Here is a 25,650-nt window from a genome sequence, read left to right as displayed (position 1 = left end):
AATTGAATTATTTCTTGTGGGAAAGCGATCCTAACGCAAGCTGCCTTGGTCTGCAATTTTGTTCAATACGGCCGGCGTCGCGCCGCCTAGCATCGGGGCCTCATCTTCGAGGGAGCGATGCGCTATGGTCATGCAGGAATTCGTCATGCTGGCGGCGGCACACTGGCTGGCGCTGGTCAGTCCGGGACCGGATTTTCTTTTGTTATTGCGCAGCGCCTTGCGCCACGGTCGCCGCAACGGCATCGGCGCAAGCCTCGGGATCGCGTGCGCCAACGGCGTCTACATCGTGCTGGCGCTGGCCGGTTTCAGCCTGTTGCAGCGTAGTCCGGGCGCGCTGATGGTGATGAAGTTGCTGGCGGCGGCCTATCTTGCGTACATCGGCTGGGCCTTCATGCAGGCCAGTCGTTCGGCGCCATCGTTGAAGAACGAAGAAGCGGGCGGGATCAGTCGCGACGGCTTTCTGCGCGGTTTCGTCGCCGGTTTTTTGTCGGGCGGCCTGAATCCGAAGAACGGCTTGTTCTATCTCGGCCTGTTCACGCTGATGGTCGGCGCCGGTACCGGCATGCACATCAAGTTGCTGTACGGCTTGTGGATGTTTGCAGCGGTGTTCGTCTGGGATGCCGGGCTGGTGCTGGCGGTGTCGGACGCGCGCGTGGCGCAGTGGATTGCCCGTTATTTCGCGTGCGCCGAGTGGCTGGCCGGCGTTGTCCTGCTGCTGGGTGGAATCGCCTTGGCGATTGCGGCGATGGTCGCAGTTGTCTAGGCGATCAACTGATACTGCGCCGGCGTCGCCGCCACCCGTGATTTGAAGATGCGGTGAAAATGACTCTGGTCGGCGAAGCCGGTGCGATAGGCGACGTCGGCCAGTGACGCGCCGCGCCGGAGGAAGTCGCGCGCCAGGTTGATGCGCATGTCGAGTTGCAGCGCGTGCGGCGTCATGCCGAACTGCGCACGGAACTGGCGGATCAGCTGATAGCGCCCGACCCCGGCCAGTTGCGCCAGCGTCTCCAGCGCGATCTTGTCGCAGCAATGCGCTTGCAGATAATCGCGCACGCTTTGCAGGTCGGCACAGCGCGCCTGATGCATTTCGAGGTCGGCTTCCCGGCATATTCCGAACAGTTCGCACAGCGCGGCGATCAGTACGGTTTCCTTTTGCAATGCTTCGTCCTTGCCGCTCATGGCAGCGGTGATGTCATCCATTAATTCGCATGCGCGCGGAGAATGCAGTACCTGGGACGCAGGCAGGGCGTCGAGATCGTTTTCCTGGAGCAATTGCAGCAGCCATTGCCGGTCGAGGTGGAACATGCGGTAGCCCCAGCTTTCACGGTCGGCCGGATTGCATGAATGCACCTCGTCGGCGTTGATCAGCACGACATCGCCGGGACCGATCTGTGTTTGCTGGTGCGGCAGCGAAAACGTGCTGGCACCGGCGTCGACCACGCCGATCGAGAAGGTCGGGTGCGTATGCGGCGCGTAGCAACTGACGCTGCCGACCGCGCGCCGGCCTTCGCAGAACGGCAAGTCAGCGTCGCGCCAGAATTCGACGACAGGTGCAGAAGCGGAGGGAAAGGAAGGTTGTCTGGATGACATCGCGAAGGCTTCATAAGGGATGCAGCATTTTAAGATAAAGTAGCAGCTTGCCGCGCCATTCCGTCGCGTGCGTTCCGTTTAGTTGATTGCCATGAATTGCGTTTCCGAACCCATCATCGTCCGTGCCGCCTGCCCGCACGATTGCCCCGACACGTGCGCCTTGCTGGTGACCGTCAAGGACGGCGTCGCCACCGAAGTCAAGGGCGACCCCGATCATCCGACCACCGCCGGCGTGCTGTGCACCAAGGTCTCGCGCTATACCGACCGCACTTATCACAAGGACCGCTTGCTGTATCCGATGAAGCGCGTCGGCAAAAAGGGCGAAGGAAAATTCGAGCGCATCAGCTGGGACGAAGCGCTCGACACCATCTCTGCGCGGCTGAAGGAAGTCGCCGCGCGCGATCCGCAAGCCATCCTGCCGTACAGCTACGCCGGCACCATGGGCCTGGTGCAGGGCGAGTCAATGGCGATGCGCTTCTTCAACCGCATCGGCGCCTCGCAACTGGACCGCACCATCTGCGCTTCGGCCGGTGCCGCCGGTTACAAGTACACACTGGGCACGCGTCTGGGCGCCGACACGGAACACGTGCAGGACGCCAAACTGATCATCATCTGGGGCGGCAACCCGATCGCCTCCAACCTGCATTTCTGGATGCGCGTGCAGGAAGCCAAGCGACGCGGCGCCAAGCTGATCGCCATTGATCCCTACCGGTCGCTGAGCGCTGACAAATGCCATCAACACATCGCCCTGTTGCCGGGCACCGATGCGGCGCTGGCGCTGGGCATGATGCACGTGCTGATTAACGAGAACCTGCTCGACGCCGATTACATCGCGCAGCACACGCTGGGCTTCGATCAATTGAAGCAGCGCGTGCAGGAGTGGCCGCCGCAGCATACCGCCGAAGTGTGCGGCATCAGCGCCGACGAAGTCGTGCAGCTGGCGCGTGAATACGGCGCCGCGGCGCGACGCGGCGAGATCACGCTGATCCGCGCCAACTACGGTTTGCAGCGCGTGCGCGGCGGCGGCATGGCGGTGCGCAATATCGCCTGCCTGCCGGCGCTGGTCGGCGCCTGGCGTCACGCCGGCGGCGGCTTGCAGTTATCGACTTCCGATTCATTTCCCAAGAACGGCGCGTTCCTGCAACGGCCGGACCTGCTGCTGCAACATAACAACGGCGTGCCGACGCGCATCATCAACATGAGCACCATCGGCGACGATCTGCTGCGCGAGGCGTCTGTCGACTTCGGCCCGCGCGTGGAGGCGATGATCGTCTACAACTCCAACCCGGTGGCGGTCGCGCCGGAGTCCGGCAAGGTGATGCAGGGCTTCGCGCGCGAAGATCTGTTCACGGTGGTGCTGGAACATTTCCAGACCGACACCGCCGACTATGCCGACATCCTGTTGCCGGCCACCACGCAGCTTGAGCATATCGATGTGCACGCGACCTATGGCCACGTCTACATGATGGCCAACAACGCCGCCATCGCGCCGTTGGGTGAGGCCAAAGCCAACTCGGAAATCTTCCGCCTGCTGGCCGCGCGCATGGGCTTCACCGAAGACTGCTTCAGCGACAGCGACGACGCCATCGCCGCGCAGGCCTTTGATCGCCGCAATCCGCGCGCGGCCGACTACGACTGGGAGCGTCTCAAGGAAAAAGGCTGGCAGCGTCTCAACATGCCGGCAGCGCCGTTTGCCGAGGGCGGCTTCGGCACGCCGTCGGGCAAGTGCGAGTTCTATTCCGCGCGCATGCTGGCCGACGGCCTCGATCCGTTACCCACCTATATCGCACCGTATGAATCGGTGGCCAGCAATGCAGCGCTGGCGCAGAAATATCCGCTGGCGATGATTTCGCCGCCGGCGCGCAACTTCCTCAATTCTTCCTTCGTCAACGTGCAGAGCCTGCGCGACACCGAGGGCGAGCCGCATCTCGACATTCATCCCGACGACGCCGCTGCGCGCGGCATCGTCAGCGGCGCCGAGGTCAGAATTTTCAACGACCGCGGCAGCATGCTGGCCAAGGCGCGCGTGACGCCGAAAGCGCGCATCGGGCTGGTGGTGGGTTTGTCGATCTGGTGGAAAAAATTTTCCGGCGACGGCAAGAACGCCAATGAAGTTACCAGCCAGCGCCTCACCGACATGGGCAATGCGCCGACGTTCTATGACGTGCTGGTGCAGGTCGAGGCATGTCCATCCGGCGTCTGAGCAGGCTCTCCAGAATCGGCCTGGCCGGGAGCCTGGGTGCGGCCTTGCTGTTGGCATCCGGTTGCAGTTCGCTCGGTTATTACGCGCAGGCGGCGCACGGCCAGTTTTCGCTGCTGGCGCAAGCGCGGCCGATCGACGACTGGCTGGGTGATCCGCACACCTCCGGGCGTCTGCGCGACAAGTTGCAGACGGTGCGCGAGATCCGGCGCTTCGCGGTGGCGGAACTGGCGCTGCCCGATAACGGCAGCTACAAGAGCTACGCGCAGCTGGAGCGACCCTTCGTGGTGTGGAACGTGGTGGCGGCGCCGGCCTTGTCGCTGAAGGCACGGCAATGGTGCTTTCCGGTCGCCGGCTGCGTCGACTATCGCGGCTACTACAGCCAGCAGGACGCGCAGCAATATGCCGACGGCCTGGTCAAGGAGGGCGACGACGTCCAGGTTCTTGGAGTACCGGCCTACTCGACGCTGGGCTGGTTCAACGATCCGGTGATGTCGACCTTCATCAATTATCCCGACGCCGAACTGGCGCGCCTGATCTTCCACGAACTGGCGCATCAGGTGGCGTACGCCAAGGGCGATTCACAGTTCAATGAGTCGTATGCCACCACGGTCGAAGAGATCGGCCTGGAGCAATGGTTGCAGGCGCATCACGACGACAGACTGCGCGAGGCGTACAGGGTGTTCGCCGGACGCAAGCAGGACTTTCTTGAACTCTTGCTGAAATACCGGTCTCAGCTGGAGGCCAACTACGAAGGCGACGGCAGCGACGCCGACAAGCTGCGCCGCAAGGCCGAGATTTTCGATGCCTTGCGCGCCGAGTATCAGCAGCTAAAGGTGCGCTGGGGCGGTTTCGCGGGTTACGACCGCTGGTTCGCCATGCCGCTGTCGAACGCCCATCTGGCGCTGGTCGGCACCTATCACGACCGGGTGCCGGCATTTCGCGAACTGTTCCGGCGCAGCAGCGGCTTCGCCGATTTTTTCGAGCGTGTGAAAGCGCTGGCGAAGCTCGACAAGACGGCGCGCAATGAACAACTGGATCGTCTGCAGGGCAATGTTCAAGCGCTGCATTCGGCGGCGAAATGAATATCCGGGTGTAAAAGTTGCCAATTTGGAAAAGATGGGGCAAGGTAGGGCTTTGCCATGCAGTTGCTGCAAAAGGCAGATGAAAACGCGAATGCGGGAAGAAACAAGAAAATTTTCTTAAATTTCCTCAAAATACTTGCCCTTAACGAGATTGGCCGATAGCATCTGCATTAAATAAAAACACAACCGTGCTTTTTTTTGCAGTGCGCGCCCAAGCCGCGGGAAACAACCGGCAGCCGCCCTGAACCGGAGACAAAAGGAACAATATGGACAAATTCTGGCTTGCATCTTATCCCGCAGGCGTCCCAGCCGACATCGACCCGAACCGCTACCAGTCGCTGGTCCAACTGATCGACGAAGCTTTCGCCAAATACGCCGACCGCAACGCCTATGTCTGCATGGGCAAGCACATGACCTACGGCGAGCTGGACCAGCTGTCGACGGCGCTGGCCGTCTGGCTGCAAAGCACCGGCCTGAAAAAGGGCGCACGCGTGGCGATCATGATGCCCAACGTGCTGCAATATCCGGTCGCCATCGCCGCCATCCTGCGCGCCGGCTACACCGCAGTGAACGTCAATCCGCTGTACACGCCGCGCGAACTCGAACACCAGTTGAAGGACTCCGGCGCCGAAGCCATCTTCGTGCTCGAGAACTTCGCCTGTACACTCGCCAAGGTCATCGCCAACACCAGCGTCAGGCACGTCGTGGTGGCGAGCATGGGCGAGATGCTGGGCGGCCTCAAGGGCGCCATCGTCAACCTGGTGGTGCGTCACGTCAAGAAGCTGGTGCCGGCGTTCTCGCTGCCGCAATCGATCACCTTCAAGCAGGCGCTGTCGCACGGCCATGGCAAAACGCCGGCGCCGGTCGAAGTTGGCCACGACGACATCGCCTTCCTGCAATATACCGGCGGCACCACCGGTGTCGCCAAGGGTGCGGTGCTGACGCATCGCAATCTGGTCGCCAACGTGCTGCAGGCAGAAGAATGGCTGATGCCGGCGCTCAAGCAGGGCGCCAAGCTTGATCAGCTGGTCTTCATCTGCGCGCTGCCGCTGTATCACATCTTTGCGCTGACGGTCTGCAACATGCTGGGCACGCGCGAGGGCGCGCTCAACGTGCTGATCCCGAATCCGCGCGACATCCCGGGCTTCATCAAGGAACTCGGCAAGTACAAGGTCAATACCTTCCCGGCGGTCAACACGCTGTACAACGCGCTGCTGAACCATCCTGATTTCGCCAAGCTGGATTTCTCCGGCTATCGCTGCTGCGTCGGCGGTGGCATGGCGGTGCAAAAGTCGGTGGCGGACAAATGGAAGAAGGTCACCGGTTGTCCGATCATCGAAGGTTACGGCTTGTCCGAAACCTCGCCGATCGCCAGCGCCAATCCCTGCACGATTACCGATTACACCGGCACCATCGGCTTGCCGCTGCCATCGACCGAGTTCCTGATCCTGGACGACGACGGCAAACCGGTGCCGCTCGGCCAGCCCGGCGAAATCGCGATCCGCGGTCCGCAAGTCATGGCCGGTTACTGGAACCGCCCTGACGAAACCGAGAAGGTCATGACGCCGGACGGCTTCTTCAAGTCGGGCGACATCGGCATCATGGACGAGCGCGGCTACACCCGCATCGTCGACCGCAAGAAGGACATGATTCTGGTGTCCGGCTTCAACGTCTATCCGAACGAAATCGAGGGAGTCGTCGCGGCCCATCCTGGCGTGCTGGAATGCGCCTGCGTCGGCGTACCCGACGAGCACACCGGCGAGGCGGTCAAGCTGTTCGTGGTGCGCAAGGACAAGTCGCTGACGGCCGAGCAGTTGATGGCGTATTGCAAGGAGCAGTTCACCGGCTACAAGAAGCCGAAATACATCGAGTTCCGCGATGAACTGCCCAAGACCAATGTCGGCAAGATCCTGCGCCGCGAGTTGCGCGACGAGAAGAAGACCGAGAAGAAAGCGGCATGACGCATTTGAGCTGATTTCCTGCAGTGGAATTTTCCTGCAGAAAAAATAAAAAACGCGACCTCCAAGGTCGCGTTTTTCATGGCTGCAATATGGGGATCAGGCCTGCTTCCAGGCACTGACGAACGCATCGGCGTTCTTCCTGACTTGCTCCGCCGTCATGCCGGGTTTGTACAGCGCCGAGCCGAGACCGAAAGCCGAAGCGCCGGCGGCGGTGAATTCCTTCAGGCTGGCCGGCGTGATGCCGCCCACCGGCACCAGCATGACGCTGGCTGGAATCACCGCGCGCCAGGCTTTGACCACCACCGGCCCGAGCTGCTCGGCCGGGAACATCTTGAGGATATCCGCACCCGCTGCAAGCGCTGCGAAGGCTTCGGTCACTGTGGCCACGCCGGGCGCGCTGGCCAGGCCGGCGGCGGTGGCGGCGCGGATGACTTCCGGATCGCTGTGCGGCATGACGATCAGCTGGCCCTCGGCGTCCTTGACCTGCAGTACCTGCGCGGGCGACAGCACCGTGCCGGCACCGACCATGCAATTGGCAGGCAGCACGTTGCGCAATACGCGGATGCTCTCGAACGGCTCGGGTGAATTCAACGGGACTTCAATGATGCGGAAGCCGGCATCGTACAAGGCCAGTCCGACCGCTTCGACTTCATCGGGTCGGATGCCGCGCAGGATCGCGATCAGTCCGCATTGCTTGAGTGCTTCTTTCAACATGGTGTTTCTCCAGTGAGCCGGACGGCTCAGTTCAGCAGTCCGGCTTGTCGCGCGATCTTCCACAGGCCGCGTTCGGTGGCTTGCGCCGCGATATCGATGCGGGTCAGTCCGTACAGGTTCAATGCGGTGCGGTAGCGCGTACACAATTTGTCGTCGCCGATGAGGATGATGAGCGGCTCGGCGCTGCAATCGGCAGCTGTACGAGTCGCTTTGAGCGCCGCGATTTCATGGCCGATCAGCAGGCCGGACAGATAGTCCGGCTGACCGGTCGCACTGAGCTGGCCGACCAACCCCAGCGTGCGGCTGCTGAAGATGTTCGACAGCACGCCGGCGCGGCCGTCTTCCGAAGACGCCACGCGCAGGCCGCGTTCGAAGGCGGCCGGATCGCTTTGTTCGCGGTGTTCCATGGTACGGCCGAGGATGGTGTGCTGGGTCAGCGCCGCATAGACTTCGCCCGTCATGAAGGTATCGAAATGGGTGATGATCCTGTTTTGAACGCGTACCCATTTCGAGTGCGTGCCGGGCAAGCCGATCAGCACGTCGTCACCGCCATGCCAGGTGTCGAGCGCGCCGACCACCTGCGTCTCTTCGCCACGGATCACGTTCGGCAACGCTGCGCGCTGCAGCAGGCCGGGCACGATGTGCAGCGTGCGGCCGGCGCCGAGGTCGACGTGGGTCAGCTGCTTGCCCACGTCGGCTACGGCGAGCGGAATCTCGACGTAGCTCGCTTCGCGCCAACCCTGCGCGCTGCCGACCATGCCGGCGGCGATCAAGGGTGTCGCAGGATTGCTTTGCAGCCAGTCGCCGCAGGCTTCGTCGAAGGCCTTGGCGAAACCGGCCGCGCGGCTGAAGTCGCCCTCGACCACCGGCAGATTCATGATGCCCCACGGCAGGCCGCGCTTGTCCAGCACGGCGCCATCCTCACCGAGACGGTAGGCGCGCAGCGACGTGGTGCCCCAGTCGAGCGCGATGAGGCGGGTTGCAGTGGCGCTCATGACGTTCCCGATTTAACGCGGCACCGGCGTCAGCAACGGCTTGCCGCTGAAATGCGCCTGCAGATTGTCGAACGCCAGGTCGGCCATGGCGGTGCGGGTGATGACGGTGCCGCTGGCCATGTGCGGCGTCAGCGTGAGGTTCGGCAGCTTGGCCAGCGCTTCCGGCACGTTGGGTTCGTTCTCGAACACGTCGAGGCCGGCGCCGGCGATCTTGCCTTCCTGCAGCGCCTTGATCAGGGCCGCCTCATCGACCACCGAACCGCGCGCGACGTTGATCAGGAAGCCCTTGGGGCCGAGCGCGTCGAGCACGTCGGCATTGATCAGCGCACGCGTGCCGGCGCCGCCCGGCATCGACAGCACCAGAAAGTCGACTTCGGCAGCCATCGTCTTGAGGTCGGCCACGTAGCGGTAGGGCACGTCGCTTTGCGGCGAGCGGTTGTGATACGAGATGTCCATGTCGAAGGCGGCGGCGCGTTTGGCGATGGCCTTGCCGATACGGCCCAGCCCAACGATGCCCAGGCGCGAGCCGGTGACCTTGGTGGTCAGCGCGAACGGGCCTTTCTTCCATTCGCCACTGCGGGCGAAACGGTCGGCGTCCGCCACGCGGCGCGCAGTCGACAGCAGCAAGGTCATGGCGAAGTCGGCGACGTCGTCGGTCAGCACGTCGGGCGTATTGGTCACTTCGATGCCGCGCTCGCGTGCGGCGACGGCGTCGACGCCGTCATAGCCGACGCCGAAGACGGAGATGATTTCCAGCGCCGGGAAGCGGGCGATGTAGTCGCGCGAGACCTTGGTTTCGCCCTTGGAGGCAATGCCGCGGATGGACGGTGCGACGGCGGCCAGCGCCGCTTCGCTCAGCGCGTTGGCGTCATGGCAGGTGAAATGGTCTTGCAGGCGTTGCATCAGGTGTGGCGGCAGTGCGGCCGCGATGAGGATGTCGGGACGTGCGGAAGTGGAAGTCATGGGGATGGTCTTGATCGGTGGGTGAAAGACGGTTGGTAGGCCGGCGCGCCAGGGAAGGCTGCGCGCCGGTCCGGGAATGCTTCAGATCAGGCGGCGCACCAGCCGCCGCCGAGGTCTTGCAGGCCGCTGGTGATCGGCACGCTGTCGCCCGGGGCCAACGCAGGCAGCTCGCGCGGCTTGCGGTGTTCATCGGTGGCGACGTAGGTCAGGGTCGCTTCGGTGACCTTCACGACTTCGGCTTGCAGGCGGTTGCGTTCGGCATAGACTTCGACGTTGACGGTAATCGAGGTTTTGCCGACTTTGACGATATCGGCGTAAAACGACAGCAGATCGCCGACGAAGACGGGGTGTTTGAATAGGAATGAGTTGACCGCAATGGTGGCGACGCGGCCGTTGGCGCGCTTGGTGGCGGGCAGCGAACCGGCGATATCGACCTGCGCCATGATCCAGCCGCCGAAGACGTCGCCGTAGACATTGGCATCGGATGGCATGGGCATCACGCGCAGATGCGGCATTTTGCCGACGGGAAGCGAAGTATGGTGCTGACTGGTCATTACGTTTCCTTTTGAAAGCGTGAAGTCCTGCGGACTCTTATAATGCGGAAGATCAGGGATAACCTCCTAGTTTATAGGAGTCGCAGCGTCTGCGTCGGCTCCTCCGCAAAACAAAAGCACAAATTTTTCCGGGCAATTCTTTCATGCGTCGATATCCGCCGTCCACCGCGCCGCAAGCTGCGCGCACACCTTCCGTTCCCGCTCACAGCGACTGGCAAACGCTGGGCACCTTGCTGCCCTACCTGTGGACCTACAAATGGCGGGTGCTGCTGGCGCTGGCTTTCCTGGTAGGCGCCAAGCTGACCAACATCGGCGTACCCTTGTTGCTTAAGCAACTGGTCGATCGCATGACCATCGGTCCGAACAATCCGCAAGCGCTGCTGGTGCTGCCGTTGTCGCTGCTCATCGCGTATGGCGCGTTGCGGCTGGCGACCACGGTGTTCACCGAACTGCGCGAATTCATTTTCGCCAAGGTGACCCAGCGCGCGGTGCGCACCATTGCGCTGAAGGTGTTCCGCCACCTGCACGCCTTGTCGCTGCGCTTCCACCTGAACCGGCAGACCGGCGGCATGACGCGCGACATCGAGCGCGGCACGCGCGGCGTGTCATCGCTGGTGTCATATGCGTTGTTCAGCATCCTGCCGACGCTGATCGAAATCGCCCTGGTGCTGGTCTACCTGGTGCTGCATTACGAGATCTGGTTCACCGTGATCACGGCCGGCGCGCTGGCGCTGTACATCGTGTTCACGATCACCGTCACCGAATGGCGCACGCACTTCCGCCGCACCATGAACGACCTCGATTCGCGCGCCAATTCCAAGGCTATCGATTCGCTGCTCAACTATGAAACCGTGAAGTATTTCAGCAATGAAGACTTCGAAGCGCGCCGCTACGACGAAGGCTTGCAGCGCTACGAAGCGGCGGCGGTCAAGTCGCAGTCTTCGCTGTCGCTGCTCAATTCGGGACAGTCGGCCATCATCGCCATCGCGGTGACGCTGATCCTGTGGCGCGCCACGCAAGGCGTGATCAGCGGCAAGATGAGTCTGGGCGACCTGGTGCTGGTGAATGCGTTCATGATCCAGCTGTACATCCCGCTCAATTTCCTCGGCGTGATCTATCGCGAAATCAAGCAGAGCCTGGCCGACATGGAGCGCCTGTTTTCGCTGCTGGAACAGAACAAGGAAATCGCCGATGCGCCGGATGCGAAACCGCTGGCGACGAACGGTGCGGCGCTGCGTTTTTCGCATATCGATTTCAGCTACGAGAGCAAGCGCCAGATTCTGTTCGACGTCGATTTTGAAGTAGCCGCCGGCACCACCACCGCGGTGGTCGGTCATAGCGGCTCGGGCAAGTCGACGCTGTCGCGCTTGCTGTATCGCTTCTACGATATCGACGCCGGCGCCATCACCATCGACGGCCAGGACCTGCGCAATGTCACCCAGGCCTCGCTGCGCAAGGCGATCGGCATTGTGCCGCAGGATACCGTGCTGTTCAACGACACCATCGGCTACAACATCGGCTATGGCAAGCCCTGCAGCAGCAAGGAAGAAATCGTCGCCGCCGCCAAGGCCGCCTATGTACATGACTTCATCGAGTCGCTGCCGGACGGTTACGAAACCACCGTCGGCGAGCGCGGCCTGAAGCTGTCGGGCGGCGAAAAGCAGCGCGTGGCGATCGCCCGCACGTTGCTGAAGAATCCGGCCGTGCTGATCTTCGACGAAGCGACATCGGCGCTCGATTCCAAGGCCGAGCAGGCGATCCAGGAGCAATTGAGCGAGATCGCCGAGAGCCGCACCACGCTGATCATCGCGCATCGCCTGTCGACCATCGTCGATGCGCATCAGATCCTGGTGCTGGAGCATGGGCGTATCATCGAGCGCGGCACACATACGCAATTGCTCGCAGCCGACGGCGCCTACGCCCAGATGTGGGCGCGGCAACAGGCGCGCGAGGATGGTGACGAGGACGGCGAGGGTGCTGAACCGTTGTCGCCATCGATGCAACTGGCGTAAGCGGAGCACCACAATAACGACAACGCGAGCGGCTCCATCGTCGAGCCCTCCGGAGGGATGGAAAGCATGGAAACCAAGTGGCTGGAAGATTTCATTTCCCTGGCTGAAACGCGCAGTTTCAGCCGCTCCGCCGAATTGCGCCACGTGACGCAACCGGCGTTTTCGCGGCGCATCCAGTCGCTCGAAGCCTGGCTCGGCTCCGACCTGATCGACCGCACGTCCTATCCGACGCGGCTGACGGCGGCAGGGGAAGTGTTCTACGAGCAGGCCGTGGAGATGCTCGGCCAGATCAACAATACGCGTGCGCTGTTGCGCGGCAAGCGCCCGGCGGCGCAGACCACCGTCGATTTCGCGGTGCCGCATACCTTGTCGCTGACCTATTTTCCGAAATGGCTCAGCTCGCTGGAATCCGGCTTCGGCGCGCTTAACACGCGCCTGATTGCGCTCAACGTGCATGACGCCGTGATGACCATCGTCGAAGGCGGCTGCGACCTGCTGCTGTGCTACCACCATCCGCGCCAGCCGGTGCAGCTCGATTCGAGCCGCTATGACATGCTCAGCATGGGCAAGGAAAGCGTGCGTCCGTATTCCCGCTGCGACCGTACCGGCAAGCCCGATTACGTGTTCCCCGGCAGCTCCAAGGCGCCGTTGCCCTTCCTGTCCTACACGCCCAACGCTTACCTCGGCCGCATGGTGGAGCTGATCATGACCGACGCCAAGAAGCCGCTGCATCTTGAAAAGCACTACGAAACCGACATGTCCGAAAGCCTCAAGATGATGGCGCTGGAAGGGCATGGCGTGGCCTTCCTGCCGGAATCCTCGGTCACGCGCGAGGTGCGCAACAAGCAACTCGCACGCGCCGATGGCGCCCAGGGCGAGTGGGAAGTCGAGATGGAAATCCGTTTGTACCGTGAACGTCCGACCCCGCAACGCGGCGGCAAGGTGGTGGTGGCGCGCTTGTGGGATTACCTCCTGGAGCTTGAAGAAGGCCGCAACGCCTCTGTTGCGCGGACAAAAAAGGCGTCGAAAGCCGCATAGCAGCGGGCTCAAACCGTAACTATGCATGGAACGCATAGTTGCATGCGCACAAAGCATTAGCTTTGCTGCATCGCATTGACCTACGATGGCGTCGCTGTCGATGGCGTGTCTGGATGTCAAGTTTGCGCGATGGTTTTGTGCAGGCGCATCCGCACTCCCGGCCGGGTTTTTCACCCGGCGGCGGCTGAAAAATTAAGCAATATGGCGCGACAATCCGGACGCTACCGGAGTAGGATGACGTTAGCTTGAATTCCGCTGAATTCCATTGACTTCGACCGAGTTCCGCGAGTTTGATTAATTTTGCAGCAGCCTCGGCCAGCATGGCTTAAGCGTGGCAACATCAAGGAGCGATTGCATCATGTCGAACGAACCACTCAAGCAGCACGAAGTCCCCTCATACGTAACCCCGCATGGCATCGGCCCATGGGGCGTCTACCTCGAACAAATCGACCGCGTTACCCCTCACCTCGGCTCGCTGGCGCGCTGGGTGGAAACCCTGAAGCGTCCCAAGCGCATCCTGATCGTCGACGTGCCCATCGAGCGCGACGACGGCACCATCGCCCACTTCGAAGGCTACCGCGTGCAGCACAATACCTCGCGTGGTCCGGGCAAGGGTGGCGTGCGTTTCCACCAGGACGTCACACTGTCGGAAGTCATGGCGCTGTCGGCCTGGATGACCGTCAAGAATGCCGCAGTCAACGTGCCGTACGGCGGCGCCAAGGGCGGCATCCGGGTTGATCCCAAGACATTGTCGCGCGGCGAACTGCAGCGCATGACGCGTCGCTACACCAGCGAAATCGGCATCATCATCGGACCGAACAAAGACATTCCCGCACCCGACGTCAATACCGATTCGCAAATCATGGCGTGGATGATGGATACCTATTCCATGAACCAGGGCAGTACTGCATCGGGCGTCGTCACCGGCAAGCCGATTTCGCTCGGCGGCAGCCTGGGGCGCCATGAAGCGACCGGCCGTGGTGTGTTCGTGGTCGGCTGCGAAGCCGCTGCAAAACGCGGTCTCGATATCAAGGACGCGCGCGTTGCGGTGCAGGGTTTCGGCAACGTCGGCGGCATCGCAGCACGTCTGTTTGCGGAAGCCGGCGCCAAGGTGGTGGCGGTGCAGGATCACATCACGACGGTCGTGCGCGACAGCGGTCTGGATGTGCCGGCATTGCAGGCGTACGTGGCCGAACACGGCAGCGTCCAGGGTTTCCCGGGCGCCGACGAAGTGAAGGATCGCGCCCTGTTTTGGGCGACCGATTGCGACATTCTGGTGCCTGCCGCCCTCGAGCAGCAAATCACCGAAGCCAATGCGTCGGTGATCCGCGCCAAGATCATTCTCGAAGGTGCGAACGGTCCGACCACACCGGCGGCCGATGACATCTTGCACGACAAAGGTGTGCTGATCGTGCCTGACGTGATCGCCAACGCCGGCGGCGTGACGGTGAGTTATTTTGAATGGGTGCAGGATTTCTCGAGCTTTTTCTGGACCGAGGACGAGATCAACCTGCGCCTGACCCGCATCATGCGCGAAGCATTCGCAGCGGTGTGGCAGCTGGCGGACGACAAGAAAATCTCGTTGCGCACGGCCGCCTTTATCGTTGCTTGTACCCGCGTGCTGCAGGCGCGTGAGATGCGCGGCCTGTATCCTTGATGGATGCAAGACAGCGCATCAATGCAATAACGCAGTAAAGCAATGACGCGACAGCACGGCAAACGGAAGAACTACAAGACCAATATCTCCGTTTGCCGTGTGCAGTAAAAAAGATAAATCGGCGGCACGTTTTTGCAGTCGGGAATGGCGAGAAACGCAGCTGCGTTTGATCGCATTTTTTCCGTGGCTGCAAACAAGCGATGCCGCGCGCGAAGGAGGAGACGTCCACGCCAAATACAAGCCGTCCACGCCGACATGCGTCATGCCGTTGATGCGCACCTTTCGTGCGCATTCTCGTGCACGGCTGCTTGCGCAGCGCGATTCGCAGACAAGCTGTTTATCCTTGTTGATGATTTTGCTGCATGCGCCTGGGGGCGCGGCTTTCACCTGCACGACGCAGGTGCCGCCAGGCGGGCAAATGACGCAATAAGGGCTTGAATTGCCGTGCTGATCTCGCGATTGGAGACTTGATTTTCTGGCATGATACTTGCTCATTCTAAATCTCCGGCGGAATACGTCGGCAAGAGGGCGCGCGATGATGACTCGATATGCCAGCCAGGCGGCGATGCAGTGGATCATCAACACGCTGGTTCTGGGTTTATGCATCAGTTTGCCGATGCAGGTGCGGGCGGAGGGAACGCTGGAAAAAATCCGACGCACCAATGCAGTGGTCATCGCTTACCTCAACGGCACGACGCCGTTTGCGTTTGTCGGTGACGACAAGCAGGTGACCGGTTATACGATCGAGCTGTGCAGGAACATCGCGGAAGGCCTGCGCAAGGAGTTGAAGTTGCCGCTCATGCAGGTGCAGTTCATGGAAGTCGACACGGTGACGCGTTTCATCGCGCTGGATCAGGGCAAGGCCGATCTGGAGTGCAGCACTTCCACGAACAACGCCGAGCGGCGCAAGATTGCAGCATTCACCGTGCCGCATTTTTATGCCTCGGTGCGCATGCTGGTAAAAAAAGATTCCGGCATTCAGAACTGGGAAGACTTGCGCGGAAAAACGGTCGTTGTGCCGCGCAACACGCCAATGGTGAAGTTGTTGGAGCAGCGCAGCAAGATACGCTCGCTGAATGTCAGGATCGTGGAAGTCGCGTATAACGAAGACGCTTTCGACAGTGTCGAGAGAGGCCGGGCGGATGCCTTCGTGATGGAAGACGTGCTGTTGCGGCGCTACCTGTTGTCGGCGCGGCAGCCAAAGAATTACCAGGTCGTGGGCGAGGCGCTATCGCTGGAGCCTTACGGCATCATGATGCGCAAGGGCGATCCGGAGTTCAAGAAATTCGTCGATCTGCAGATGGTGCGGATTGTGCGGTCAGGTGAGATTTTCAGGATTTACGATCGCTGGTTCGTGCAGCCGATCAGCGCAAAAGTGCCGTCAATGGAGATGCCCATGGGATTCATTTTGCGCGATACTTTGCGGTATCCCACGGACAAGGTCGGCGACGACTGAACACTGCGCCGTTTTTGCTGCGATCGCGCATTTTGGGCGGCGAGCGGCGAGCGGCGAGCGGGGCGGTTTTTGCAAGCTACGCTGAATTGAGAGCAAAATAGCCTCTTTTCAAGAATGAAGACTATTTTTGAAGAATGGCTTTTGGTACACTACGTAAAAATTTTTCCAGGAGGTCACATGAAGTTATTAAAGTTCGCAGGGGTGTTGGTTGGGGCAAGTGTTTTGATGGGCTCGGTCCACGCTGAAGAGTTCACCGGTCGTCTGAAAAAAATCAAGGAAACCGGCACGCTGACGCTGGGTGTTCGTGATGCATCGATTCCTTTCTCCTACCTGGACGACAAGCAATCGTATCAAGGCTACTCGATCGATCTGTGCCTGAAAGCGGCAACTGCGATCCAGAAGAAGCTGGGCCTGACTTCGCTGAACGTGAAGATGGTTCCTGTGACTTCGGCAACCCGTATTCCGCTGATCGCCAACGGCACTACCGATATCTCGTGCGATTCCGCGACCAACAACATGGAACGTCAGAAGCAAGTTGCTTTCGCTGTCACCGAGTTCGTTACCGCGAACCGTTTCCTGACCAAGAAGGCCGCCAACCTGAAGACGCTGGATGACCTGAAGGGCAAGACCGTCGTGTCGACTTCCGGCACATCGAACCTGAAGCAGATCACCACGCTGAATACCGAACGCAACCTGGGCATGAACATCCTGGCTGCCAAGGATCACGCCGAAGCGTTCCTGATGGTTGAAACCGGCCGTGCAGTGGCGTTCGTCATGGACGACATCCTGCTGTCCTCGCTGGCTGCCAACTCCAAGGCTCCTGGCGACTACGTTGTTTCCAGCGAAGCGCTGTCGGTTGAGCCGTACGGCCTGATCCTGCCGCTGGGCGATACCGCCTTCAAGAAGGTCGTGGATGACGCGATGATCAACGTCTACAAGGGCGACGACATCAAGAAGATCTACGCCAAGTGGTTCCAATCGCCGATCCCACCAAAGGGTGTCAACCTGAACGTGCCGATGAGCCCGCAACTGCAAGCCGTCTTCGCCAAGCCTACCGATTCTGGCGAACCGTCTGCTTACGCAGCCGTGCCGGAAGCGCAAAAGCAATCTTCGAAGAAGAAGTAATTCGGAGAGACGCTTGAAAGCGCGGCATTTGATTGCCGCGCAGCATGAAAAACGAAACGGGGGAGTTGTCCCCCGTTTTGTTTAAGTTGGCGAAGAAAAGCAAGACCTGCTCAGAAGTCGTCTTTCACCTCAAAGGAAAGCCGGCGCAGGCAGCCGAAGAGCGCCATGCAAATGGAGTTCTTGATCGCAAACGAGTCGAGACGAGAAGACGAGGGCATTTATGCATTACAACTGGAACTGGGGCATATTCTGGGAGCAATCTCCCGACGGCATCCCCTACATCGATACATTACTGATCGGCCTGAAATGGACCATCGCCACGGCCGTACTGGCTTGGATCATGGCGCTCATTCTCGGCACGGTCATCGGCACCATTCGCACGACCCAGAAGCCATGGGCCGTCAAGATCGCCAACGGCTACGTTGAACTGTTCCGTAATATTCCATTGCTGGTCCAGATGTTCCTCTGGTACTTCGTGATGCCGGAACTGGTTCCTGCTGCGCTGGGCGACTGGCTCAAGAGCCTGCCGCAGGCATCGTTCGTCACTGCCTTCCTGGCGCTCGGTTTCTTCACGTCCTCGCGCGTCGCCGTGCAGGTCAGCACCGGCATCAACGCCTTGCCGCGCGGTCAACGCATGGCCGGCGCCGCCCTTGGTCTGACACCCGTGCAGACATATCGCTACGTGCTGTTGCCGATGGCGTTCCGCATCATCATCCCGGCGCTGACCAACGAATTTGCAGCGATCATCAAGAACAGCTCGGTGGCGCTGACCATCGGTCTGGTGGAACTGACTGCTGCGACTTACTCGATGCGCGAATTCACGTTCCAGACCTTCGAATCGCTTACCGGCGCCACGATCATCTACATCATCATTTCCGTCATCGCACTGTTGCTGGCACGCTTCCTCGAGCGCGTCACGGCCGTACCCGGTTACATTACGACCGGCAGCTCCAGCACGGGAGGACACTAAACCATGTTTTCCAATTTCGACTTCGATATTATTCAGCGTTCGTGGTTCTACCTGATCACGACCGGCCTCAAGTTCACCCTGGTGCTGACGATTTCGGCCATGGTGGGCGGCGTCATCCTCGGCACCCTGCTGGCGATGATGCGCCTGTCCAGCAACAAGCCGTTGTCGTTCGTCGCCACCACCTACGTCAACCTGATTCGCTCCGTGCCGCTGGTGCTGGTGATTTTCTGGTTCTACTTCCTGGTGCCGTTCATCGGGGCGTGGATCATCGGCGCCAGCGAACCGATCCAGGTCGGCGCGTTCCAGTCGGCGCTGATCACCTTCATCCTGTTTGAAGCTGCGTATTACTGCGAAATCATGCGCTCAGGCATTCAGTCGATTCCGCGCGGCCAGGTGTTTGCCGGCTATGCGATCGGCATGAACTACTGGCAGATGATGGGCAATGTGGTGCTGCCGCAGGCGTTCCGCAACGTCACGCCAATCCTGCTGACCCAGACCATTGTGCTGTTCCAGGACGTGTCGCTGGTCTACGTGCTGGGCTCGGTGCCGGACTTCGTCACCAGCGCTTCCAAGATCGCTCAACGTGACGGCCGCCTGGTGGAAATGTACCTGTTTGTCGCCGTGGTCTACTTTGTGCTCAGCTTCGTGCTGTCGCAAACCGTCAAGCGCTTCCAGCACAAGATCGCCATCATTCGCTAACCAATGCTAACGACTCTCGCCGGCGCAGCATGCGCCTGACGCCGGCGGACATACCGTATTCAGGAATTAGGAGAAATAAATGATTGAACTCAATAACGTCAGCAAGTGGTACGGCAGCTTCCAGGTTCTGACCGATTGCACCACCAGCGTGGCCAAGGGCGACGTGGTCGTGGTCTGCGGTCCGTCGGGCTCGGGCAAGTCGACGCTGATCAAGACCGTCAACGGCCTGGAGCCGTTCCAGAAGGGCAATATTACCGTTGACGGCGTGTCCGTTGGCGATCCGAAGACCAACCTGTCGAAACTGCGCGCGCGCATCGGCATGGTGTTCCAGAACTTCGAATTGTTCCCGCATCTGTCGATCCGTGAAAACCTCACCATCGGCCAGGTCAAGGTGTTGGGTCGCAGCGTCACCGAAGCCACCGAAAAGGGTCTGAAGTACCTCGATCGCGTCGGCCTGATCGCACAAAAGGATAAATTCCCGGGCCAACTGTCCGGCGGCCAGCAGCAGCGTGTGGCGATTGCCCGCGCGCTGTCGATGGACCCGATCGCGATGCTGTTCGATGAACCGACGTCGGCGCTCGATCCGGAAATGATCAATGAAGTGTTGGACGTGATGGTCGGCCTGGCGCAAGAAGGCATGACCATGATGGTCGTGACCCACGAAATGGGTTTCGCACGCAAGGTCGCCAACCGCGTGATCTTCATGGACAAGGGTTTGATCGTGGAAGACTGCAAGAAGGAAGACTTCTTCGGTTCGCCGCGCTCGGATCGCGCACGCGACTTCCTGGCCAAGATCATTACGCACTGATCGCCCTGATCGGTGACGGTGTTTTGCGGATGCTCCGGCATCTGTCGACACCAGGATCAGCAAAACCGCTCCGGCTCCGGCCGCAGCGGTTTTTTGCTTTTTGGGCAGCGCGCTGCTTGATGTGACGCAAGCGGCGCGCATCACCCCTTGCGGTAAAATAGCAGGATTTCGTGCTCCGGCAGACAAGTCTGTCGACGATCCGGCACGGCGGTTAAACCATCAACAGAACGATCAGGGAAGAGAAGAGCGATGAGCGACGTAGTGACCATTACCCGTCCGGATGACTGGCATTTGCATTTGCGCGACGGCGCGACCATGGCAAGCGTGTTGCCGCACACCGTTCATCAGTTCGCGCGCGCGATCGTCATGCCCAACCTGAAGCCGCCGGTCACCACCGTGGCGCTGGCATCGGCTTATCGCGACCGCATCCTGGCGGCGCTGCCGGCCGGTTCGGACTTCGAGCCGCTGATGGTGCTGTACCTGACCGACAATACGCCGCCGGAAGAAATCCGCAAGGCCAAGGACAGCGGCTTCGTGCACGCGGTCAAGCTGTATCCGGCCGGCGCGACCACCAATTCCGACGCCGGCGTGACCGACCTGCGCAGCTGCTACAAGACGCTGGAAGTGCTGCAGGAAACCGGCATGCCTTTCCTGGTCCACGGAGAAGTGACCGATCCGGCCATCGACATTTTCGACCGTGAAGCGGTCTTCATCGATCGCGTGATGACGCCGCTGCGCCGCGACATGCCTGAACTCAAGGTGGTGTTCGAACACATCACCACCAAGGACGCCGCTGACTACGTGATGTCGTCCGAGGGCCCGACCGCCGCGACCATCACCGCGCATCACCTGCTGTACAACCGCAACGAAATCTTCAAGGGCGGCATCCGCCCGCATTACTATTGCCTGCCGGTGCTCAAGCGCGAAACCCATCGCCAGGCGCTGGTTGCAGCGGCGATTTCCGGCAGCGACAAGTTTTTCCTCGGCACCGATTCGGCGCCGCACGCCAAGGGTCTGAAAGAGCATGCCTGCGGTTGCGCCGGCTGCTACACCGCGCTGCACGCGCTGGAACTGTATGCCCAGGCATTCGATCAAGCCGGCGCGCTGGACAAGCTGGAGGCATTCGCCAGCTTCAACGGCCCGGACTTCTACAACCTGCCGCGCAATCAGGGCAGCGTCACGCTGCGTCGTGAAAACTGGACCATCCCGGCCGAACTGCCGATGGGCGACACCAGTGTGGTGCCGCTCAACGGCGGTGAAACCATCGCCTGGAAGATGGCGTGAGGCACCATTGAGCATCGTTGAAACCGATTATTCCTGAGTGAGACCGCCCCTATGTTATTCGCCGACAAACTGATTCATGACCTGGACAAGGCCTTGCGCGTGGTCAGCGGCGTGGTGGCGTCATCGCGTCCGAATCCGGCTGCGCAGATCGGCGACGCCGCCATGAGTGACGCCGAGAAGCGGCATAGTGCCGGACTGATGCGCGTCAACCATGTCGGTGAAGTGTGCGCGCAGGCGCTGTACGATGCGCAGGGACGGTTTTCCCGGACGCAGGCACTCAAGCAGCAATTTGCGCATGCGGGAATAGAGGAAGAAGATCATCTGGCGTGGACCGCCGAGCGCTTGCGCGAACTTGGTTCGCACACCAGCCTGCTCAATCCCCTGTGGTACGCCGGTTCTTACGTGCTGGGTTCGATCGCGGCGCGTTTGGGCGATGCGCGCAATCTCGGTTTCGTTGCTGAAACCGAGCGCCAGGTCGAATTGCACCTGATCAGCCATCTGGAAAAATTGCCGGTGCAGGACGCCAAGTCGCGCGCCATCGTCGACCAGATGCGCAAGGATGAGGTCGAGCACGGGGAGGCAGCCAAGGCCCTGGGCGCGGCCGAGATGCCGGCGACCATCCGCAGCGCAATGAAGATGATGTCGAAGGTCATGACCACGGTGGCTTACCGCGTCTGAACGCAAGGTTCAGGGGCCCGGCCGTCGCGGCGGGGCGTGCGCGGTCAAGCGGCCCGTAGTTATTGCTGCTGCAGTTGCTGCGGCGGATCGGTGAGGTCGTCGATGATCTCGAACGAATGCGTTATTTCCGCCGTCTTTTCCAGCATGATCGAGGCTGAGCAATACTTGTCGTGCGACAGCTTGATCGCGCGCTCCACCACGTTCGGCTTGAGGTTGCGGCCGCGTACGGTGAAATGGAAATGGATCTTGGTAAACACTTTCGGATCCTGTTCGGCGCGTTCCGACTTGAGCGTCACTTCGCAGCCGCGGATGTCCTGGCCGCTCTTGCGCAAAATCACCACCACATCGTAGGCCGTGCAACCGCCCGTGCCCAGCAGCACCACTTCCATCGGGCGTGGCGCCAGGTTGCGGCCGCCGCCATCGGGTGCGCCGTCCATGGCGACCACGTGGCCGGAGCCGGTTTCAGCGAGGAAGGTCATGCCCGAGGAGAGGCCGGTCCAGCGTACTGTGCATTCCATATGCGTTCTCATTCGATAAATAAGGGGAGGCGGCTATTGTAGCTTTTCCCGCAAACCGGGGCCGTCCGTGATTTCGCGAAGGCGGGCAGAATAGGCAAAAAAATGCATATTGCAAAGCAGCAAAAACTATTGTTTTTCCTCTATTTTAAAATGCGCCACATAGTACAAATTAAATCTTGCAGTGCACAATTTCGTTTGCTATATTGAATTCACTGATTGACGTTTTCGACGCAATCAACCCTGTCTCCTCCACCCTCCTCCTTTGGTGTGGATTTAAACCCGGAACCCTCGTTTCGGGTTTTTTTTGTCCTTGCCTCCCGGCGTGGCTTCATAGACAACTGTGCCGAAAAGGCCACTGCGCGCGGCCCTGGGAATAAAGGGTTTGACGCTAAGTCCTTGAAAAGGCTATAATTCTCGGCTTTCCGTTCGCTCTGGGAAAGATAACAAGGAAGAGTCTGCGTTTGGTAGCACGAGGCAGTATTTGCAGCACGCCGCTTCGATAGTCGCAGAACCGCCAAATTGAGCGTTTATTTTTAATATTAGGAAGTCATCATGAAAACCTTTTCCGCTAAAGCCCATGAGGTAAAGCGCGAGTGGTTGGTGATTGACGCGACGGACAAAGTCCTCGGACGTGTTGCCAGCGAAGTGGCACTCCGACTGCGCGGCAAACACAAGCCAGAATTTACTCCGCACGTCGACACCGGCGATTTCATCGTCGTGATCAACGCAGGCAAACTGCGCGTCACTGGCACCAAAGCAACTGAAAAGACGTACTACCGTCACAGCGGCTACCCAGGCGGCATCTACGAAACCAATTTCCTGAAAATGCAACAGCGTTTTCCAGGTCGCGCGCTGGAAAAAGCGGTCAAGGGCATGCTGCCTAAGGGCCCGCTCGGCTACGCGATGATCAAGAAGCTGAAGGTTTATGCAGATGGCAATCATCCGCACGCTGCTCAGCAACCTAAAGCACTCGAACTCTAAGGAATAGACATGATCGGTAACTACAATTACGGAACCGGCCGTCGCAAGAGTGCAGTGGCGCGTGTTTTCATCAAGTCCGGCTCGGGCAAGATCGTCGTCAACGGCAAGCCAGCGAATGAATATTTTTCGCGCGAAACCGGTCTGATGGTGATTCGTCAACCTCTGGAACTGACCAGCAATGTCGAGCGTTTCGACATCATGGTCAACGTCCACGGCGGCGGTGAATCCGGCCAGGCTGGTGCTGTTCGTCACGGCATCACCCGCGCTCTGATCGACTACGATGCAACACTGAAGCCAGAACTGTCCAAGGCAGGCTTCGTTACACGTGATGCACGTGAAGTCGAACGTAAGAAGGTTGGTCTGCGCAAAGCTCGTCGCGCAAAGCAATTCTCGAAGCGTTAATATCGACGCGTGCTTTTCAGCACAACGAAAAGCCGCCGGCGCAAGCCTGGCGGCTTTTTGCATTCTGGGGCGGATTTTTCGCCCTTATTTGCGCTTTGAATCGGCTGGCCTTAGGTTAATGTGACAGAAATATTCTCCTGTTAAAATCAAAGGCTCCCGGGAAAGCCCGTTCAGCAAGGAAAAAACATGATCAAGGTTGGTATCGTCGGCGGCACAGGTTACACGGGCGTGGAGTTGCTGCGCCTGTTCGCCGCGCATCCGGAAGTGCAGTTGCAGGCAGTGACATCGCGCAAGGAAGATGGCATGCCGGTGGCGGAAATGTATCCGTCGCTGCGCGGCCGCGTGGATATCGCCTTCTCCTCGCCCGACAAAGCCAAGCTGACCGACTGCGACGTTGTCTTCTTCGCCACGCCGCATGGCGTCGCCATGGCCCAGGCGCCTGAATTGCTGGCCGCCGGCGTCAAGGTGATCGATTTGGCGGCGGATTTTCGCCTGCAGGATATCGCCGCGTTCGAGAAGTGGTACAAGATGCCGCACAGCTGCCCTGAGCTGCTCAAGGAAGCCGCCTACGGTCTGGTCGAGCTGAATCGCGACGCCATCCGCAAGGCGCGCCTGGTCGGCAATCCGGGCTGCTATCCGACCACCATGCAGCTGGGCTTTGCACCGCTGCTCAAGGCCGGCGTGATCGATGCATCGCACCTGATCGCCGACTGCAAGTCGGGCGTCTCCGGTGCCGGTCGCAAGGCCGAGATCGCCACGCTGTTTTCGGAAGCCTCCGACAATTTCAAGGCCTACGGCGTGTCCGGTCACCGCCACTCGCCGGAAACCGTCGAGCGCCTCAGCACATTGACCGGCGACAAGGTCGGCCTGCTGTTCACGCCGCATCTGGTGCCGATGATCCGCGGCATGCATTCGACGCTGTACGCGCGCCTGACCAAGGACATCGACAACGCCGCGTTGCAGGCGTTGTTTGAAGGCGCCTACAAGGACGAACCGTTCATTGATGTGATGCCGTTCGGCGCACATCCGGAAACGCGCACCACGCGCGCGTCCAACATGCTGCGCATTGCGTTGCATCGCCCGGACAACGGCGACACCGTGGTCGTGCTGGTGGTGCAGGACAATCTGGTCAAAGGCGCGTCCGGCCAAGCCGTGCAATGTATGAACCTGATGTTCGGCCTGGAGGAAACCACCGGCCTGCTGCACGTGCCGGTTCTGCCGTGAAATACAAGCTATGGGTCCGGCGCATGTCGATTTCAGCGCCGAAGATGACCATCAAGCGCCACATGCCCTGGCCACTGCGTGCAGTGTTCCTGGCGGTGGTGGTCGGTCTCGGCGGTGCGCTGGCGATGCTGGCGTACGACCTCGGGCGCAACAACTTTGCCGGCCTGAATCCGGACGGCATGCGCGACCAGGTGGTCGAACTGAAAGAGCAGGTCAAGAAGCTCAGCGCCGAGCGCGAGCGGTTGTCGACCAGCGCCAATGCAGCCGAAAGCCAGCTCAACATCGAGCGCTCGGCGCAGGCGCAACTGGCCGGGCAACTGAAGACGCTGGTGACGGAAAACAACAAGCTCAAGGAAGATCTGTCGTTTTTTGAAAGCTTGCTGCCGACCAACGTCGGTGTCGACGGCATCACCATCCAGCGCCTGAAGGCCGAAGTGGTCGTGCCGAATCAAGTTCGTTATCAATTGCTCGCAATTCAGGGCGAAAAAGGGCGTCAGTTTGTAGGCAACCTGCAACTTGCAGTGACAGTGTTGCAGGGAGGCAAAAGTGTTATTATCAACTTCCCCGAACAAAACGCGACAGATCCGGCGCGCTACAAGCTCGCATTCAAGTACTATCAGCGGGTGGAAGGCGTATTGACCCTGCCCGAGGGTGCAACCATCAAGGCGATTCAGGCTCGCGTACTCGAAAGAGGTCAGATGCGCGCCCAGCAATCCGTGAATTTGTGAGGTGAATC

The 25,650-nt window shown here is 60.4% G+C and carries 25 protein-coding genes; 18 read left to right on the top strand and 7 right to left on the bottom strand.

Annotation, left to right across the window (positions count from 1 at the left end; translation table 11 throughout):
* Nucleotides 1-124 precede the first annotated feature (124 nt).
* Nucleotides 125-763: a LysE family translocator gene (locus tag ACIROW_RS20285; RefSeq protein WP_402278288.1), complete on the top strand. Its 639-nt coding sequence runs from the start codon at nt 125-127 to the stop codon at nt 761-763.
* Here ACIROW_RS20285 and ACIROW_RS20280 read toward each other — a convergent pair.
* Nucleotides 760-1,590, bottom strand: coding sequence for an AraC family transcriptional regulator (locus tag ACIROW_RS20280; protein WP_402278286.1), 831 nt, complete (start codon nt 1,588-1,590; stop codon nt 760-762). The two genes, ACIROW_RS20285 and ACIROW_RS20280, sit on opposite strands and share 4 nt — an antisense overlap.
* A 91-nt stretch (nt 1,591-1,681) precedes the next feature.
* Between ACIROW_RS20280 and ACIROW_RS20275 the strand changes: the two genes are divergently transcribed.
* From ACIROW_RS20275 to ACIROW_RS20265, 3 genes are all read left to right on the top strand, one after another.
* Nucleotides 1,682-3,793: a molybdopterin-dependent oxidoreductase gene (locus ACIROW_RS20275; protein ID WP_402278284.1), complete on the top strand. Its 2,112-nt coding sequence runs from the start codon at nt 1,682-1,684 to the stop codon at nt 3,791-3,793.
* Nucleotides 3,775-4,875 (top strand): aminopeptidase, encoded by a 1,101-nt coding sequence (locus ACIROW_RS20270; protein WP_402278282.1) that lies wholly within the window; start codon nt 3,775-3,777, stop codon nt 4,873-4,875. Before ACIROW_RS20275 ends, ACIROW_RS20270 begins: the two co-directional genes overlap by 19 nt.
* Before the next feature lie 266 nt (nt 4,876-5,141).
* Complete coding sequence (locus ACIROW_RS20265; RefSeq protein WP_402278280.1) at nt 5,142-6,836, top strand: long-chain fatty acid--CoA ligase; 1,695 nt, start codon at nt 5,142-5,144, stop codon at nt 6,834-6,836.
* A gap of 96 nt (nt 6,837-6,932) precedes the next feature.
* On the opposite strand, the gene ACIROW_RS20260 is transcribed toward ACIROW_RS20265, so the two are convergent.
* The 4 genes from ACIROW_RS20260 to ACIROW_RS20245 form a co-directional block, all read right to left on the bottom strand.
* Nucleotides 6,933-7,550: a 2-dehydro-3-deoxy-6-phosphogalactonate aldolase gene (locus tag ACIROW_RS20260; protein WP_402278279.1), complete on the bottom strand. Its 618-nt coding sequence runs from the start codon at nt 7,548-7,550 to the stop codon at nt 6,933-6,935.
* 26 nt (nt 7,551-7,576) lie between these two features.
* Nucleotides 7,577-8,545, bottom strand: coding sequence for a 2-dehydro-3-deoxygalactonokinase (locus ACIROW_RS20255; protein WP_402278277.1), 969 nt, complete (start codon nt 8,543-8,545; stop codon nt 7,577-7,579).
* 12 nt (nt 8,546-8,557) lie between these two features.
* On the bottom strand, nt 8,558-9,508 hold the full coding sequence (locus tag ACIROW_RS20250; protein ID WP_402278275.1) for a 2-hydroxyacid dehydrogenase: 951 nt from the start codon (nt 9,506-9,508) through the stop codon (nt 8,558-8,560).
* A gap of 86 nt (nt 9,509-9,594) precedes the next feature.
* Nucleotides 9,595-10,062 carry an acyl-CoA thioesterase gene (locus ACIROW_RS20245; RefSeq protein WP_402278273.1) on the bottom strand — a complete coding sequence of 156 codons (468 nt, stop codon included), beginning with the start codon at nt 10,060-10,062 and terminating at the stop codon, nt 9,595-9,597.
* Nucleotides 10,063-10,205: 143 nt separating this feature from the next.
* Here ACIROW_RS20245 and ACIROW_RS20240 point away from each other — a divergent pair, with 143 nt between their 5' ends.
* The 3 genes from ACIROW_RS20240 (at nt 10,206) to ACIROW_RS20230 (ending at nt 14,769) form a co-directional block, all read left to right on the top strand.
* Nucleotides 10,206-12,074 (top strand): ABCB family ABC transporter ATP-binding protein/permease, encoded by a 1,869-nt coding sequence (locus ACIROW_RS20240; protein ID WP_402278271.1) that lies wholly within the window; start codon nt 10,206-10,208, stop codon nt 12,072-12,074.
* 66 nt (nt 12,075-12,140) lie between these two features.
* Nucleotides 12,141-13,112 carry a LysR family transcriptional regulator gene (locus ACIROW_RS20235; protein WP_402278269.1) on the top strand — a complete coding sequence of 324 codons (972 nt, stop codon included), beginning with the start codon at nt 12,141-12,143 and terminating at the stop codon, nt 13,110-13,112.
* A 358-nt stretch (nt 13,113-13,470) separates the two neighbouring features.
* Nucleotides 13,471-14,769, top strand: a complete 1,299-nt coding sequence (locus ACIROW_RS20230) for a Glu/Leu/Phe/Val dehydrogenase (protein WP_402278267.1) — start codon at nt 13,471-13,473, stop codon at nt 14,767-14,769.
* 18 nt (nt 14,770-14,787) lie between these two features.
* On the opposite strand, the gene ACIROW_RS20225 is transcribed toward ACIROW_RS20230, so the two are convergent.
* Nucleotides 14,788-15,264: a hypothetical protein gene (locus ACIROW_RS20225; RefSeq protein ID WP_402278265.1), complete on the bottom strand. Its 477-nt coding sequence runs from the start codon at nt 15,262-15,264 to the stop codon at nt 14,788-14,790.
* Between the two features lie 40 nt (nt 15,265-15,304).
* On the opposite strand from ACIROW_RS20225, the gene ACIROW_RS20220 reads away from it, so the two are divergent.
* From ACIROW_RS20220 to coq7, 7 genes are all read left to right on the top strand, one after another.
* The gene (locus tag ACIROW_RS20220; RefSeq protein ID WP_402278263.1) at nt 15,305-16,225 is read left to right on the top strand and encodes an amino acid ABC transporter substrate-binding protein; all 921 of its coding nucleotides are present in this window, start codon (nt 15,305-15,307) and stop codon (nt 16,223-16,225) included.
* A gap of 177 nt (nt 16,226-16,402) precedes the next feature.
* A complete protein-coding gene (locus ACIROW_RS20215; protein WP_116434704.1) occupies nt 16,403-17,350 on the top strand; it encodes an amino acid ABC transporter substrate-binding protein in 948 nt (315 codons plus the stop codon).
* A 220-nt stretch (nt 17,351-17,570) separates the two neighbouring features.
* On the top strand, nt 17,571-18,320 hold the full coding sequence (locus ACIROW_RS20210; RefSeq protein ID WP_402278261.1) for an amino acid ABC transporter permease: 750 nt from the start codon (nt 17,571-17,573) through the stop codon (nt 18,318-18,320).
* A gap of 3 nt (nt 18,321-18,323) precedes the next feature.
* Nucleotides 18,324-19,019: an amino acid ABC transporter permease gene (locus ACIROW_RS20205; RefSeq protein ID WP_402278259.1), complete on the top strand. Its 696-nt coding sequence runs from the start codon at nt 18,324-18,326 to the stop codon at nt 19,017-19,019.
* 79 nt (nt 19,020-19,098) lie between these two features.
* Complete coding sequence (locus tag ACIROW_RS20200; RefSeq protein WP_402278257.1) at nt 19,099-19,827, top strand: amino acid ABC transporter ATP-binding protein; 729 nt, start codon at nt 19,099-19,101, stop codon at nt 19,825-19,827.
* Nucleotides 19,828-20,076: 249 nt separating this feature from the next.
* A complete protein-coding gene (gene pyrC / locus ACIROW_RS20195) occupies nt 20,077-21,111 on the top strand; it encodes a dihydroorotase (protein WP_402278255.1) in 1,035 nt (344 codons plus the stop codon).
* A gap of 51 nt (nt 21,112-21,162) precedes the next feature.
* Nucleotides 21,163-21,789, top strand: a complete 627-nt coding sequence (gene coq7, locus ACIROW_RS20190; protein ID WP_402278253.1) for a 2-polyprenyl-3-methyl-6-methoxy-1,4-benzoquinone monooxygenase — start codon at nt 21,163-21,165, stop codon at nt 21,787-21,789.
* Between the two features lie 59 nt (nt 21,790-21,848).
* Here coq7 and ACIROW_RS20185 read toward each other — a convergent pair whose 3' ends face one another.
* Entirely contained in the window at nt 21,849-22,307 is a 459-nt protein-coding gene (locus ACIROW_RS20185; protein ID WP_116434713.1) for an OsmC family protein, read from the bottom strand.
* Nucleotides 22,308-22,859: 552 nt separating this feature from the next.
* Here ACIROW_RS20185 and rplM point away from each other — a divergent pair.
* The 4 genes from rplM to ACIROW_RS20165 all read left to right on the top strand — a co-directional run bounded on the left by rplM (nt 22,860) and on the right by ACIROW_RS20165 (nt 25,642).
* Nucleotides 22,860-23,288, top strand: coding sequence for a 50S ribosomal protein L13 (gene rplM, locus ACIROW_RS20180; RefSeq protein WP_016832801.1), 429 nt, complete (start codon nt 22,860-22,862; stop codon nt 23,286-23,288).
* Between the two features lie 9 nt (nt 23,289-23,297).
* On the top strand, nt 23,298-23,690 hold the full coding sequence (gene rpsI, locus ACIROW_RS20175; RefSeq protein ID WP_016832800.1) for a 30S ribosomal protein S9: 393 nt from the start codon (nt 23,298-23,300) through the stop codon (nt 23,688-23,690).
* 186 nt (nt 23,691-23,876) lie between these two features.
* Nucleotides 23,877-24,914: an N-acetyl-gamma-glutamyl-phosphate reductase gene (argC, locus tag ACIROW_RS20170; protein ID WP_402278250.1), complete on the top strand. Its 1,038-nt coding sequence runs from the start codon at nt 23,877-23,879 to the stop codon at nt 24,912-24,914.
* 23 nt (nt 24,915-24,937) lie between these two features.
* Entirely contained in the window at nt 24,938-25,642 is a 705-nt protein-coding gene (locus ACIROW_RS20165; RefSeq protein ID WP_402278248.1) for a DUF6776 family protein, read from the top strand.
* Nucleotides 25,643-25,650: the final 8 nt, after the last annotated feature.

Source organism: Herbaspirillum sp. NPDC101397 (assembly GCF_044767325.1).
Classification (GTDB): domain Bacteria; phylum Pseudomonadota; class Gammaproteobacteria; order Burkholderiales; family Burkholderiaceae_D; genus Herbaspirillum.
This window is presented reverse-complemented; position numbering and strand designations above follow the sequence as displayed.